We start from the raw sequence: 14,843 nt of genomic DNA on the forward strand, positions 1-14,843 counted from the left end.
GTTATATATTAAAATTGAATGTTAAGTTTTCCGTAAATAATACGGCCAGCAATGTTGCTTATATTTTGTGTGTCTCTAAAGTGGAAAAGGTTATCAACACCAAATCCTATTTGGTAGTTTGTAAAGAAGGTCTTATTTAAAGCTAAATCAATTATGGCGTAGCCTTTAACAAAAGTGTCATGAACATCTAGATAACTGTTGTTATTACTATCAAATAGGCCATATTTACTACGGTACGTGGCTCTTACATTAGAGGTTAAACCAAGCTCTTCAAAAGTGTAAAACACCTTCAGGTTGGCCATGTGCCTAGACCTATTATATAATCCAAAATAATCGCCTTTACTAAGTTGAACCGAAGGTGTATTTGGTGCTAACCGTGCAAAAACATTCCCGTTATTAAAAGCTTCATTGGCCTCTTTGTCTTTAGCATAAAGTAATTGGTAGCCCCCAGAAATTTTTAACTGATTATTGGGTTTCCAAGAGCTGTTAAACTCTAAACCTTGTGTGTAAACTTTATGAACATTGTAGTAGCTAAATACGTTTTGCCCGTTGGTTTTGTTAGCAATAACGCGAGTGTCTATAAGGTTTTCAACATCATTCCGAAATAGATTTAAGCTAAGTTTAAATTTTGAAGAAGCATTATAGTCAATACCAAAGTTATAAGCTACAGAACTTTCGGGTTTCAGATCATTTTCAAATTCTGAAACGGGAATAACTAGGGTTCTAATTTCACCCTGAGTATCTAATCGAGGTATTGCAGTCGTTAAGGCATTGTATCCTAAAACCGTGTAACCCACAGAAGAATTGGTAAAATCAAAATATAGCTGTCTAAAATCTGGAGCTTTAAACCCATACCCAACAGATCCTTTAATGGCTAGTTTTTTAGTCAATTCGTATCTAATAGCTGCTTTTGGACTTAGTTGAGATGCATACTTATTATGATCATCATAACGGAGTCCTACAATTAGATTTATATTTTCATTTAAGTTTCCGTCGTATTGGGCATATAAATAGGGAGAATTGAATACTGGTTTTTCAATAAAATCAGTACGATTTAAGGTTTCATGAGTTAGTCCAAAACCGGTAATAAAGCTGGTGATATCATTTAGTTTAAACGTTGTTCTAAATTCGGGTCTAACTAAAAACTGATTAAAACTACTTTCGCTAAAACGATTGCCGTTATTCTCATCTAAAAATTCGTCTGCTTTGTAACGCGTAGCATAAAACTCAAAGTAGCTGTGCCATTTAGAATTGTACTTATGAGAAGTTTTCAAATGGGCATTCCATTCGTTAACATCCGCTTCGCCCGATAAGGTCTCAGAAGGAATATAATCTTGATTTTGTGTATAAAACCTACCTGAAAGATAGATGTCGGTTTTAGCGTTAAGGTAATAAGAAATCTTAGAATTAAATGTGTAATTATAAAAGGGGTCTACCGTTTTTAAAGCATCACTTTTGTCTAGATCATAACCATCACTACAATATCGGTTAATAAATGTACTAATACCAAATTTGCCCTTTTTATAGCTTAAGGAATTATTTAAATCACCGGTATTGAAGGTTCCTATTCTATAATCTAAGCTACCGTTAAAACCGTTTTTAGGACGTTCAGTAATGATATTTATAACCCCTCCCAGAGCCTCACTGCCGTAAAGACTTGATGACGCACCCTTAACTATTTCTATCTGCTTAATATTACCAACAGTTAAACGATTAAGATCAAAAGTACCAGCCGAACGTCCTATCATAGGAACACCATCAATTAGCATTAGCGTGTATTGCGAATCTAATCCTTGAAGCTGTATACCTTCTCCTCCTCCAAAATCGGGTATGGTAATTAAACCCGTTTGCTCATTCAGTATATCGTTTAACCTTACAGAGTTTGAAGCTTGGATATCTTTTTTGCTAACAATTTGTGCGGGCAGAGGAAGAGACGATAATTGTCTTTCTGTTCTGGTTGCACTTATAATTACTTCATCTAAATCTTGTACCGACGTAGAATCCTTTATACCAGTATTTAACTCTTGGGCAGAAAGAAAAACAGTGTTTAAAAGAAAAAAATAAAAGAGAAAATTATTTTTATTTAGACTCATTCCATATTATATTTGCCGCAAATATATAATCTTATTTTAAATAAGTCTAAATAAGAATAACAAATTTAAATCTATTTTTTAAAACCATTAATTGTAAAATGAAAAGACTAACAGTTTTATCCGTTATGATTTTAGCTTTTGTTTTAAATGCAAATGCTCAAAACAAAAAGAAGCAAGACCAAGAGGCCATAAAGAAAATGTGTGGTTGTTTTGAGGTTACTTTTAATTTCACCGAAACCTTTAACTATAGTAAAGATTCTTTATATAAACCATCAGAAACTAAAATTGCTAAAGGTTTGGAGTGGGCACAACTAATTGAAGATGAAAAAAACAAAATTTCTATTCAACATTTGCTACAGGTAGGAGATCCTTCTAAACCTCATATAGTTAAACACTGGCGCCAAGATTGGATTTTTGAGAACACCAACTTTTACATGTTTAATGGAGATAATACTTGGAATTACGAATCCCTGTCAAAATCTGATGTTAAGGGGCAATGGACACAGAAGGTATATCAAGTAGATGATAGCCCTAGATATGAAGGTTCCGCTACTTGGGTACATGTTGATGGCAAAAGTTTCTGGGAAAATACAACTAATGCACCACTACCTCGAAGAGAATACACCAAACGAAGTGATTATAACATTACCAAAAGAGGGAACAGACACGAGATTACCAATTACGGATGGTTGCATGACCAAGACAATGCCAAAATTATTAGAACATCAGGAACAGATGATGTGGTTTTAGCTAAAGAAAAAGGATATAATACTTATGTGAAAGTAGATGATAGCAAGTGTAATGCAGCAGCTAAATGGTGGCAAGAACACGAACAAAAATGGCGTTTAGTGCGCTCCAAATGGTCTAGTGTTTACAATAGGCATAAAAATTTAGCTTTAAAAAGCAAAGTTGAAAACAAACCGCTTTACAAGCACTTATTTTCGGAAGACAACAGCAAAACTGAAGCTATAAATAGCGTCATAGAGTCTTTCGTGATCAATTAATTCACAATCTAAATACTTTCCAAAACCACTTTAAAATGAGAAAAATACTAGCACTATTACTAGTAATGAGTTGTGCATATACCGCTCTTGGACAAGCTGCCTTAAAGGGAATAATAAAAAACGAAGCCAATGAAGCTATTCCGTTTGCGAACGTTTATCTACAAGGAACAAGTATAGGTGCCTCTTCTAATGAAGACGGAACTTTTATTCTTAAAGATGTACCTCTAGGCAAATACACCATAACAGCAAGTACCGTTGGCTATTATAAGAGTTCGCAAACTATTAATGTAACAGGAGATATAGGGACCATTGTATTTAAGTTAAAGCCCAATACGCAATTAGAGGAAATTGAGCTTTTTGGCTCAAGAAACAAAAGGGCAGAGAAATTAGAAACATTAACAAGATTGCCTCTAGCTCCTAATGAGCAACTACAGAGTATTTCGGTACTATCACATACATTAATTGATAAACAAAATGCATTAAGCCTTAGTGATGTTACCAAAAACGTAGCCGGAGTTTACACCTTTGCTACCTACGGAAATATTAGAGAAAGTATGTCTCTACGAGGTTACCGAGGAATTCCCATTTTAAAGAACGGAGTTAGAATTAATTCAGATTTTAGAGGTATTGGTGTGGTTACCGATATGGCCGGTGTAGATAATATTCAAGTTTTAAAGGGTGTTTCAGCTATAAGTCAAGGTCTTGGTGGAGATTTGGGGTCTGCCGGAGGTGTTATAAACATTGTCACCAAAACGCCTAAATTCTATGATGGCGGAGAAGTAAGTTTAAGGGTTGGAAGTTTTGGACAAGTAAGACCAACATTCGATTTTTATGGTCCTTTAAACGAAAAGCAAACCCTTGCATTTAGAGTTGCGGGATCTTATGAAAGAGCTGATAGCTACAGGAGTCATGTAAATTCTGAGCGTTTATATATTAATCCGTCTTTAGCTTGGAAACCAAACGATAAGACTTCCATTTACTTAGAAATGGACTATACAGATGATAGTGTTACTCCAGATCAAGGCACCATTAATTTGGGTGATTATGCCACAAACAGCATCTATAAATTACCAGATAACAACTTCCTTGGTTTTGATTCAGACCGATACAATTCTGTAAATACTACTTATGCTATTAGGTTTGAAAGAGAAATTAGTGATAAGCTAAGTATAAAAGCAGGGTTATTTTCATCTAATTTAGAAACTTATACAGAGGCTGCCTATGTTTACCAAGGTGGCGGAAGAACAGGTTTAGATGTGCTCCCCGACGGACAAAGATATCGTGAGTATTATGGTGATGGAAGATTAGATAAAAACAGTGTTTTACAAATAGATTTACTAGGGAAAGACCTTCAAACAGGTAAAATAAAACATACCTTTCAAGTAGGTGTAGATTATAGAAATACACAGTTTGATAATACGGCGTATACTACAGAATACCCGACTACTAATCCTTATGTGGATATTATTGATGTATTACAATCTATTGATAATACATTGCCAAGTGGTGTAAGCGTTTCTGAGAATCCAGATAGAACTAGTGGTTCAAGAACAAAATCTTATGGATTTACAATTCAAGATAAAATTACCTTAACTACATGGGCAGATGTGTTTCTAGGATTACGCTACACATCGTTAGAAAGAACTAAGGGTGATTTTATTGGAAGAACTTTAGCTGGGGCTAAACGAGATGACGCATTTAACCCTTTGGTAGGATTTAATATTAAACCATTCAAAAACATTATTGTATTTGGATCTTATGCAAGTAGTTCTAATCCTTGGACTTCATTTTACACCGATATAGACGGAAATGAATTGGGCACAGAACGTTGGGATCAGTTTGAAACAGGTATAAAATCAACTTGGTTAGATAATGCGCTACGTTTTAATGTTACCTACTTCTCCACCTTTAGCAAAAACCTAAACCTTCAGGTTTTAGATACCAATGGAACATTTTTAGGGTATTACATGAAAGGTGGTGAAGACACTCGAAATGGTGTTGAGGTAGAATTAATTGGTAGAGTGCTACCAAATTTAGAAGTAATTGCTGGCTATTCTTACTTAGATGCTAAGTACAAAGATCATGTTAGTTATTATTATAATTCCAGCCCACTAAATACGCCTAAACATACAGCAAATTTATGGACTAGATATAGTTTTAAAAACACTTTAGAAGGACTGTCTTTAGGAGCAGGAGTTTATTACTTAGGAGAACGACCGCATAATGTATGGTCTAGAAACTATACGCACACTGGTGTAGAACCGGGAGTTAAGCCATTTGATTTAAAAGCATATACAACCGTAAACTTACAGTCGTCTTACCAGTTTAATTCAAAACTAAGTTTAGATGTCTTTGTAAATAATGTGTTTAATGAATTGGGGTATAATGCTTATAGAACTACCTATATAAATAGGATAGACCCAGCCACTTTTGGAACAACACTTCGTTATAAATTTTAAAAAAGAAACAGATGAAAATACTTCAAGTTATACTAATCTATTTTGTGGTTGTAACCAGTTTATATGGGCAATCTGAAAATATTTTCTGGAAAAGAGATTTCTGGAAAACTAATCCCACACCAACTATTATAGATGCAAAAATTAAAGAAGGCAACAGTCCGTCACAGGCAAACCCTTTTAATTTTGATGCTGTGGTTTATGCTATTTTAGAAAATGCGTCAAACGAGTCAATAAAACACCTAATGTCTAAAGAAGGTAATGACGTAAACAAATTAACACATGATGGTAGAACCTATATCTTTTGGGCTGCTTACAAAGGTAATGATCAGTTAATGAGCTATTTATTGAAAAATGGTGCCAAGACAGATATCATTGATGATCATGGCTTTACCATATTAAACTTCGCGGCAAATGCAAGTGTAAAGAATACCAAAGTGTATGACCTTTGTTTAGCTCACGGTGCCGATTTAAAAAAGGATTTGGGATACTTTGATGCTAATGCTCTTTTAATGGCAATTGTTAAAGATGATGATTTATCAATAACCAAGTATTTTGTATCAAAAGGCCTAGATATTGCTAGCACTGATAAATATGGTAATGACGCTTTTAACTACGCGGCAAAATCTGGAAATATTGAATTACTAAATCAACTGTTAAACAAAGGATTAGCAGGTAACGACAACGCCTTTTTATTTGCTGCTTATGGCACCAGAGGAAAGAAGAACAGATTAAAGGTATATCAATATCTGGAAAGTAAAGGCTTAAATCCAAATGTAATAAATGAGGTAGATGGTTCAACACCATTACATCAAGTTGCATGGGGTAAAGATGAAGAAGTCATTAATTATTTTATTAGCAAAGGTGTAGATGTAAATGCCAAGAATAAAGTTGGAGTTACCGCCTTTATGAACGCCTCTCAGAGTAATAATCTTAATATCTTAAAGCTCCTGTTCAAACACGTTAAAGATATTAATCAAACCAATAAAAAAGGGCAAACAGCACTAATGTTGGCTGTAAAAAGTAATACACCCGAAATGATTAAGTTTTTATTAGACAATGGTGGTAATGCGAAGCAATTGGATAAAAAAGGACATAATATAAGCCATTACCTCTTAGAAGGATACTCCCAAAAAAACGCAAAAGATTTTCCTCAAAAAATGACCCTTTTAAAAACCGCAGGAGTTGATATTAAATTACCTCAAAAAAATGGAAAAACATGGTATCATTATGCTGTTGAAAAAAATAACATTGATTTAATGAGGCTGGCGTCTAAAATGAATCAAGATATTAATGCTAAAGACAACGAGGGTAACACAGCATTGCTATTGGCCGCAATGAAGGCAAAAGATGATGAAATCTTAAAGTTTCTTTTAAAGCAAGGTGCAGACAAAACCATAACAACAGACTTTGAGGAATCGGCATTTGATTTAGCCAAAGAAAATGAGCTTTTAAAGAAGCATAAAGTGAGTTTGGAATTTTTAAAATAGACCATATGAAATTTAAATATTTAGTACTATTCGGCTGTTTAACTTTGGGGCTTTTATCCGTTAGTAGAGTCATAACATCCACAAAATATAAGTGTATGATTCAAATGACGAACTACAATGGTGAAGGTGCTTATGTGGTTATTTCATTAATAAATCCAGAGGGTGAATATGAAAAAACCCTATATGTAAAGGGAGATGACCCAGAATGGTATAACACTGTTGAATCATGGTGGCAATTTTATGGTAAAAAGCGCCATAATATTGACGCTATTACAGGTGCTACTGTGGCTGGTGGTGAGCGTTCTATAGAAGTAATTCATATTGAAGATTCTAAAATTGACACTGGTTATAGCATAAGGTTTGAAACTGCTGTAGAAGACTCAGAATATTACACTAGTGATGTACAATTCCCATTAACTTCAGATAATATTAAACTTAAGCATGAGGGCAAAGGCTTTATCCGATATATAAGAATGATGCCTAATTAAACAATACGTATGACCATTTCAATTTGGAGATATAGCCATTTAGTACTGGCTATATCTTCTTTCGTTTTTATTGTATTAGCGTCTGTAACAGGAATAATTCTAGCATTTCAGCCTATTTCAGAACAGTTAAAGCCCTATAATGTTGAAGATATAAATCATCTATCTTTAGCTGAAATGCTGGGCGTATTTCAAAAGAAATATCCAGAGATTATTGATATAAAAGTTAATGAAAATGACTTTGTTATTGCTTCAGTTTTTACCAATGATGGGAGTGATTTAAGCGGCTATTTTAATCCGAAAACAGCCGAGTATTTAGGGGAGGAACTAAAAGCATCACCTTTTTTTCAGTGGATTACAAATTTTCACAGGTCACTATTTTTAAAAAGTGTTGGTCGCTTTTTTGTGGGTTTATGTTCTTTTTTACTCTTCTTAATAGCGTTAACAGGAAGTATTTTAATTATAAAACGCCAAAGAGGTTTAAGACGATTTTTTTCAAAAATTGTTAATGAGGATTTTAACCAATATTGGCATGTGGTATTGGGGCGTTTATCATTAATTCCAATACTTATTATTACCATTACTGGTGTTTACTTGTCTTTAGAAAAGTTTAACGCACTTCCAGAACATAAAATAACACATACAGTAAACTTTGAATCACTTAAAGTATCTCCAAAAGTGCTGCCTTCAGAATTTGAAGTATTTAAAAGTATCAAACTATCGGAGGTAAAACGAATTGAGTTTCCCTTTTCACCAGAGGTCGAAGATTATTTCACTCTAAAACTCCATGATAAAGAATTGCTAGTAAATCAGCTTACGGGTGATGTAATTAGTAACATTGAGCTTGCAAAAGTCGAACAATTTTCAGTCTTAAGTTTAAATCTACATACAGGAAAAGGTAGTATGTTATGGTCTATAATTTTGGCTATCGCAACCGCTAATATACTCTTCTTTGTATACTCTGGTTTTGCAATGACGCTAAAGCGGAGACAAGCTAAACTGAAAAATAAATTCAAGGCTAATGAAGCAACAACAATTGTGCTTGTTGGGTCTGAAAACGGAAGTACCATTACATACGCCAATGCTTTTTACAGACAATTAATAGCCCAAGGAGAAAAGGTGTTTATTACCGAAATGAACGCTTTTGAAAACTATAAAAAGGCCAAAAAATTAGTGGTAATTACAGCAACCTATGGCGAAGGTGATGATCCAACCAATGCCGATAAGTTCTTAGATCGTTTAAATGTACTAAGTAATACTTCGGATTTGGAATTTTCGGTGGTAGGTTTTGGTTCTTTAGCATATCCAGATTTTTGCAAATTTGCATTTGATGTAGATAAGGCACTTCAACAAAAACACCAACAGCTTTTACCAGTTCATACCGTTAATGATAAATCTATTGAAGCATTTAACCAATGGCTTAATGCCTGGAATAACGTTACAGGGAATTCTATCTCTATTCCAGAAAAGGACTTAATGTTGGCGCCTAAAAGGCTCAAAAAGTTTAAGGTAATAGACAGAACGGTTACAAAAGACAATCCCGATGATACGTTTTTAATAACACTTCAGTCAAAAAGCTTTCAGCAATTTACTTCGGGAGATTTATTGGCCATTTATCCTAAAGGCGATTATCGCGAACGATTGTATTCCATCGGAAAAGTAACTGGCAATGTGCAGTTAAGTGTTAAACTTCATAACAACGGCTTAGGTTCAGGTTTCATAAATGCTTTAGAACAAGATGAAGTACTAAAAGCAAGATTAGTGAAAAACACAGCATTTCATTTTCCTAAAAATGCATCTAAAGTCATCATGATTTGCAATGGAACAGGTATCGCCCCTTTTTTAGGGATGCTCTCTCAAAATAAGAGTGTAGAAACACATTTGTACTTCGGATTAAGAACTCAAGACTCTTTTGAACTGTATAGATCTCAAATAGCACAATTACGTTCAACTGGACAATTAAGTAGGTTGGAATTGGCTACCTCAAGAGAAGGTGAAAAGCGGTATGTGCAAGATTATATTATGCGAGATAGAGCATTTATTACTGAGTCTATGGAAGCCAACGCCGTTATTATGATTTGTGGTTCTTTAGCTATGTATAAAGCTATTTTAAAAGCTTTAGAAAAGGTATTACCCGAGTCGACACAGTATTATCTAAACAACGGACAAATAAAAAGTGATTGTTACTAAGCAGATTGCTGTTCTTCCTCAGCATCATCATTTGTATCTCCTAAAATGCTTGGGAAAATTGTTGGCACTAAATTCTTTACAGGTTGGTATAAAATAGACGATTCTAAATCTTCCTTATCAGCAAACGGAATGGTCTTGTTAAACCGATCAAAAATTATAAGAACAACACTGAGAATGGCAGCAATTTTAAGTGCACCAAACGCAGCACCTAAAAGCTTGTTAATAATACCAAGGGCAGCAAAATCGGCTAATTTTGTGAGTGCTTTACCTGCAAGAGCAATGGCCAAAACAATAACCACAAATGTAATGGCAAAGGCTACTATGTTTATGGTTTTTTCGTTCCATTCTACCTTTTCGGTTAAGAACTCTGCTGCAAAATTACTAAAGTGTATAGCGCCATAAACTCCGGCAACTAAAGCAACTAAAGACGCCACCTCTACAAAAAGCCCCTTCATTAAGCCGCGTATTAAACCAAACAGTATTAAAGCCCCTAAAACAATGTCTATTACACCCATAATAATTCAATTTAAGCAAATATAAATAACAAGTATTTAGTTTATTAACTTTGCAACTTAAAAATTAGTATGTCTAGAGATCAACAATTAAAAGATAGATGGGAACTGGTGGTAGAAAAATTGTCTACCCAATTTGCAGATGGCGATACCCTAGATTTAGATGCAATTATTTATTTAATAGGTGTTCAAGAGCTGGGACAACTAGAGAGGACCTTTAAAAAAGACCAAAAGTTAGACCTTATGCATATAGCCATTTGCAAACTTCTTACACCCTATGGTTATTATGAATTAGACTATGTAGATGCAGATGGTTGGCCACATTACAGAATGTTAGAACAGCTACCTCATTTAAAAGCAGGTGAGCAAAGTGTTTTAATGAAAGAAGCCATAGTGAATTATTTTGTAGAAACAGAGTACATTAATTAGGCTGTTACTTCGGGTGATTCCGATTGTAATCGGAATTGTATCGAGAAGTTGGTTGTTATCTTCATCCTATCTTTAAATATAAACCCAAGTTTTCCATTTTTAAAGATTACTTCGTCGTTTCCGACTCGTAATGAGGAATTTTTAATTAAATTTGCCATCTATTTTTAGGTACTGAGATACTGAGATACTGAAATAAATTCAGCACAAGTAAATTCAGCACAAGTAAATTCAGCACAAGTAAATTCAGCATAAAACGTCATGATTGATAAGTTAAAAGAACTCATAGCAGAAGCCGAAGCGTTTTCAGCGCAAACAAAAGAGGAAGTAGAAACATTCCGTATAAAATACCTTGGTAAGAAAGGATTGTTAAACGATTACTTTGCGGAGTTTAAAAACGTTGCTAATGAGCAAAAGCGTGAGTTTGGTCAGACTATAAATCAGTTGAAAAAAACAGCTGAAGAAAAAGTACAAGCCTTAAGAGACGAGTTAGAAAGTAAAGAAGAGGTAAAAGGCATTTACGGTGATTTATCTAGACCAGGTGAGCCTATTGAAATTGGGGCACGTCATCCTATTTCAATCGTTAAAAATCAAATTATTGATATTTTTTCGCGTATTGGGTTTAACGTAAGTGAAGGACCAGAAATTGAAGATGACTGGCATAACTTCACAGCTTTAAACTTACCAGAATACCACCCTGCACGTGATATGCAGGATACCTTTTTTATTCAAACAGATCCAGATATTTTATTACGTACACATACAAGTTCTGTACAGGTGCGTTACATGGAAAATAATCAGCCACCAATAAGAACTATTTCTCCAGGGCGTGTGTATAGAAACGAGGCTATTTCTGCACGTTCACACTGTTTTTTCCACCAAGTAGAAGGTTTGTATATTGATAAAGATGTGAGTTTTGCAGACTTAAAGCAAACATTACAATACTTTACTACTGAGATGTTCGGAAAGTCTGAAATCAGGTTACGTCCGTCGTACTTCCCATTTACTGAACCAAGTGCTGAGGTAGATGTATACTGGGGCTTAAAAACTGAAACAGATTACCGTATTACCAAAGGTACAGGTTGGTTAGAGATTATGGGTTGTGGTATGGTAGATCCTAATGTTTTAGAAAACTGTGGTATAGATTCTAAAGAATACTCTGGTTTTGCATTTGGTATGGGTATAGACCGTATTGCAATGTTATTGCACCAAATAGGAGATATCCGTTTATTAAGTGAAAACGATGTGCGTTTCTTGGAGCAGTTTAAGAGTGCTTTGTAGTTAGGCGAATATTGTATTGCGAAGTTGCAAACTTCGCGCAGCAAGGAGATTGTTATCTTTAGCTCTAAGTACTAAAAGTAGCATTATCGTATTAGAAACTATTTTGTTGTCATTTCGACAGAGCGAGGCACGAGTGACGAGAAATCTCGTAATTTGAAGATTCTTCCTCATTCTTCGTCTGAATGACAAACACTGTGGAACACACATTAGTTAGCCATTTTTCTTTTTTTGGACTTTAACCCTTAAAGTTAGTTTTTTGGGTCAAAATCATGATTAATTTCTTTTTCAATAGCGTTTTTGAGGGCAATAACCTTACTTTCTTCATTTTCCGAAAATGATAAGTCTGTGGGTTTTTGGATGTTTGTTTTTTGAAAACGATATGCGTTTCTTGGAGCAGTTTAAGGGTGTCTTATAGGTAGCTCTTAGACTTTAAACAATTTCTTTATCTGAGTGGAATATTTATGTTTTATAAATAATCCTACTCCAAAAATACCAAAGCCAAAAGAGATTAAAAAACCTAACCTTGATTGCGACTTAGCTTCATCGAAGTCATAAAGCACTGTGTTATTTCCTTTTGTTATTTGAAAAACGGTTGGTTTATATTCTGTTTGTTGATTTTTCTTTATCCAAACTGAAACTCTTCCGGGTTTTTCTAATTGCTTTTTTAACTTTTCAAATCTTTCATTATATCTACTTTGTCCTATGTTTTTCATTAAGACATACATATTCCGCGTTGAGTTAAGCGTAAATTTAAGTTCAGATTTAATACTTTTAGAACCCCTAGAACTTTCTACGCTGCTATAAAATATTTTTACAAACTCTATTGCTCCACTTTGTTTTATTAATGAACTTTTGAAAGTGAAAAAAGTAGGTGCAAAGAAATAGAAGGAACAAATAATTGAAGTAATTCCAACAAACAAACCTTTCTTAGCATAATATGCTTTATTCATTCAGCATTTTTTCTAATAGTTCTTTAGCATCTATGAGTCCATATTTAGATGCTTGTGTCAAAAATTTTCTAGCGTTTAGAGTATCCTTTAAGTGATAGTAAGATTCTCCAATCCAACTTAAAGCATCAGGTGTTTCATAATTATATTTAATAGGCTGTTCTAAATCTTTAATCGCCAATTCGTATTTTTTAGAATAAACATATGAGATGCCTCGTTCAAATTCTATCTTGTACTTTCTAACAAAATAATCTGAGTCTTTGTCCCATTCATTAGGCGAATTAATAACTAAATAAGTACTGTCGGATTTAATTGCACCTTTAGTTTGCAATGCTTTTGTATAAAAATAAATTGATTTGTTATATTGTTTTAACCTTTTATAATTATTACCAATATTCATTAAAACTAAAGTGTTTTTTGGGTCAAACGCTATAATTTTTTGATAATCTTTAATGGCTCCTTTGTAATCTCCAATTTCAGATTTATCAGCTCCCCGATTTATCAGCGCAGGCCTAAATCTTGGTTTTTTTTCTATTGCCTTATCTAAAAAAGGAATAGCTTTTTCGTATTCTCCTTTTTCTTCTAAATCAAAGGCAATATCATAATAATCTTCTGCTGTTTTTAAGTTGCATGAAAAACAAATTGTGAAAGTCAATAGCATGTATATTATTCTGTTTTCTAATCTTGCCCTTTTCATAGAGATCATTTTGATTCTAGGTATTTAATAAATAGATTCGAATAATTTATACAATCTTGATTGCTGTTTTCGTCTAAGCTAATACCAACATTAACTAAGTTATTTTCTTTTAAAAAATCTTTATGAATTTTTGTGATTTCTATTAAGGTTAAACTGTCTAACCGTTTTTCTAATAGTTTAATTCTATTTAAAGATTTAAAGTGAAATTCTTCTGCTTTTTTAATCTTTAAATTTATAAAGTCAACATCTTCTTGATTAGAGTTAGCACTAGTTTTAACCATAATTTTTTTAGATAAATGTTTTATTTCATTAGTTAAATGTTTTAACGAATCCTCGCATTTAACAACTAGTTTAGCTATTTCCTCTTTTCCTTTTTTATGGGATTCAATATATGGCACAATTTCTTCGAAATACACAAAGCTACTATTGTTTTGACTTTGGGAAATCAATGATATCAATAAAACAAAATATACGAAATAAACTTTCATTTTATGTGTATGGTATGTTTCAGGATACTTTACTTCTTAAAAGTTCAATTAACTTGGTACTAATTTCATTGGAGGGATAAAGTAAGTTCGAAATTCTTTTTCTGCTAATTTCTTTTACGATTACTTCAATAGAGTTTATTTCATCAACAATATCTCCTGGACAAGATATGAATAGGTTTATCTGTTTAATTTCTTTCACTTGAATTTTAGTCTTAATTATACCCAACAATCTACTTAAACGCAATCGCGGTCACCCAAATAATATTTATATCAAGTAAATGTAAATAAAAGCCCATAAAGCATAATTAGAATTTAATTAAAACCCATAACTCTTTTTCGCACTCTCAATTTGAGAAGCTTCAGAAGTTTCATCTGGATATAACACATACCTCGGTGCCAGAATAGGTTTTGCACTTTCAACGGTAATTTTAAAAATAGAAGTAAAAGGAAATTTACCTTGTGTAATCTTCAGTATTGGCGTTTCTAAAGCTGAGAATTCTTCATCTCTTTTATAAACCACAGCGGCTTTACCCTTTAATTGATAACCTTTTTGCACGAGTACATCAACAAAACTTAAACAAATATTAGGGTTTTGCTTAATGTTTTTAGCCGTTTGTGGAGAGGCCACATTGGCAATAATAATGGTTTCCTCATCATACACCATAAAAATCTCTTTGGGTGATACATTGGGGATATTGTCAGGAGAGGCTGTTGCCAGCCAACATAGTACACTTTGGTCTATGTATTTTTTAATGTCTTCTGTAAGTTGCATGC

The 14,843-nt window shown here is 33.6% G+C and carries 14 protein-coding genes; 7 read left to right on the forward strand and 7 right to left on the reverse strand.

Annotated elements, in window-relative coordinates:
- Positions 1 to 8: 8 nt before the first annotated feature.
- Positions 9 to 2,093 carry a TonB-dependent receptor plug domain-containing protein gene (locus FUA24_RS13570; RefSeq protein WP_148543198.1) on the reverse strand — a complete coding sequence of 695 codons (2,085 nt, stop codon included), beginning with the start codon at positions 2,091 to 2,093 and terminating at the stop codon, positions 9 to 11.
- A gap of 98 nt (positions 2,094 to 2,191) precedes the next feature.
- Here FUA24_RS13570 and FUA24_RS13575 point away from each other — a divergent pair, with 98 nt between their 5' ends.
- The 5 genes from FUA24_RS13575 to FUA24_RS13595 are packed head-to-tail and all read left to right on the forward strand — an operon-like array spanning position 2,192 to position 9,718.
- Complete coding sequence (locus FUA24_RS13575) at positions 2,192 to 3,097, forward strand: DUF6607 family protein (protein ID WP_148543200.1); 906 nt, start codon at positions 2,192 to 2,194, stop codon at positions 3,095 to 3,097.
- 35 nt (positions 3,098 to 3,132) lie between these two features.
- Positions 3,133 to 5,556 carry a TonB-dependent receptor gene (locus tag FUA24_RS13580; protein WP_148543202.1) on the forward strand — a complete coding sequence of 808 codons (2,424 nt, stop codon included), beginning with the start codon at positions 3,133 to 3,135 and terminating at the stop codon, positions 5,554 to 5,556.
- An 11-nt stretch (positions 5,557 to 5,567) separates the two neighbouring features.
- The gene (locus tag FUA24_RS13585) at positions 5,568 to 7,043 is read left to right on the forward strand and encodes an ankyrin repeat domain-containing protein (protein WP_148543204.1); all 1,476 of its coding nucleotides are present in this window, start codon (positions 5,568 to 5,570) and stop codon (positions 7,041 to 7,043) included.
- A 5-nt stretch (positions 7,044 to 7,048) separates the two neighbouring features.
- A complete protein-coding gene (locus tag FUA24_RS13590) occupies positions 7,049 to 7,531 on the forward strand; it encodes a DUF2271 domain-containing protein (protein WP_246147053.1) in 483 nt (160 codons plus the stop codon).
- Positions 7,532 to 7,540: 9 nt separating this feature from the next.
- A complete protein-coding gene (locus FUA24_RS13595; protein ID WP_148543206.1) occupies positions 7,541 to 9,718 on the forward strand; it encodes a PepSY domain-containing protein in 2,178 nt (725 codons plus the stop codon).
- Here the strand turns inward: FUA24_RS13595 and FUA24_RS13600 are convergent.
- Positions 9,715 to 10,233 (reverse strand): CvpA family protein, encoded by a 519-nt coding sequence (locus tag FUA24_RS13600; RefSeq protein ID WP_148543208.1) that lies wholly within the window; start codon positions 10,231 to 10,233, stop codon positions 9,715 to 9,717. The genes FUA24_RS13595 and FUA24_RS13600 overlap by 4 nt on opposite strands.
- 69 nt (positions 10,234 to 10,302) lie before the next feature.
- Between FUA24_RS13600 and FUA24_RS13605 the strand changes: the two genes are divergently transcribed.
- Together FUA24_RS13605 and pheS are read left to right on the forward strand one after the other, a co-directional pair.
- Complete coding sequence (locus FUA24_RS13605) at positions 10,303 to 10,659, forward strand: hypothetical protein (RefSeq protein ID WP_148543210.1); 357 nt, start codon at positions 10,303 to 10,305, stop codon at positions 10,657 to 10,659.
- Between the two features lie 258 nt (positions 10,660 to 10,917).
- A complete protein-coding gene (pheS, locus tag FUA24_RS13610; RefSeq protein WP_148543211.1) occupies positions 10,918 to 11,937 on the forward strand; it encodes a phenylalanine--tRNA ligase subunit alpha in 1,020 nt (339 codons plus the stop codon).
- Between the two features lie 422 nt (positions 11,938 to 12,359).
- Here the strand turns inward: pheS and FUA24_RS13620 are convergent, their stop codons facing one another.
- The 5 genes from FUA24_RS13620 to FUA24_RS13640 form a co-directional block, all read right to left on the reverse strand.
- Positions 12,360 to 12,887 carry a hypothetical protein gene (locus FUA24_RS13620; protein WP_148543213.1) on the reverse strand — a complete coding sequence of 176 codons (528 nt, stop codon included), beginning with the start codon at positions 12,885 to 12,887 and terminating at the stop codon, positions 12,360 to 12,362.
- Positions 12,880 to 13,581: a tetratricopeptide repeat protein gene (locus FUA24_RS13625; RefSeq protein WP_187388280.1), complete on the reverse strand. Its 702-nt coding sequence runs from the start codon at positions 13,579 to 13,581 to the stop codon at positions 12,880 to 12,882. The genes FUA24_RS13620 and FUA24_RS13625 overlap by 8 nt, the downstream gene beginning before the upstream one ends.
- 5 nt (positions 13,582 to 13,586) lie before the next feature.
- Positions 13,587 to 14,069: a hypothetical protein gene (locus FUA24_RS13630; protein ID WP_148543218.1), complete on the reverse strand. Its 483-nt coding sequence runs from the start codon at positions 14,067 to 14,069 to the stop codon at positions 13,587 to 13,589.
- 19 nt (positions 14,070 to 14,088) lie between these two features.
- Positions 14,089 to 14,268, reverse strand: coding sequence for a hypothetical protein (locus tag FUA24_RS13635; protein ID WP_148543220.1), 180 nt, complete (start codon positions 14,266 to 14,268; stop codon positions 14,089 to 14,091).
- Between the two features lie 117 nt (positions 14,269 to 14,385).
- On the reverse strand, positions 14,386 to 14,841 hold the full coding sequence (locus tag FUA24_RS13640; RefSeq protein WP_148543222.1) for a pyridoxamine 5'-phosphate oxidase family protein: 456 nt from the start codon (positions 14,839 to 14,841) through the stop codon (positions 14,386 to 14,388).
- Between the last annotated feature and the right edge of the window lie 2 nt (positions 14,842 to 14,843).

The organism is Seonamhaeicola marinus, assembly GCF_008085455.1.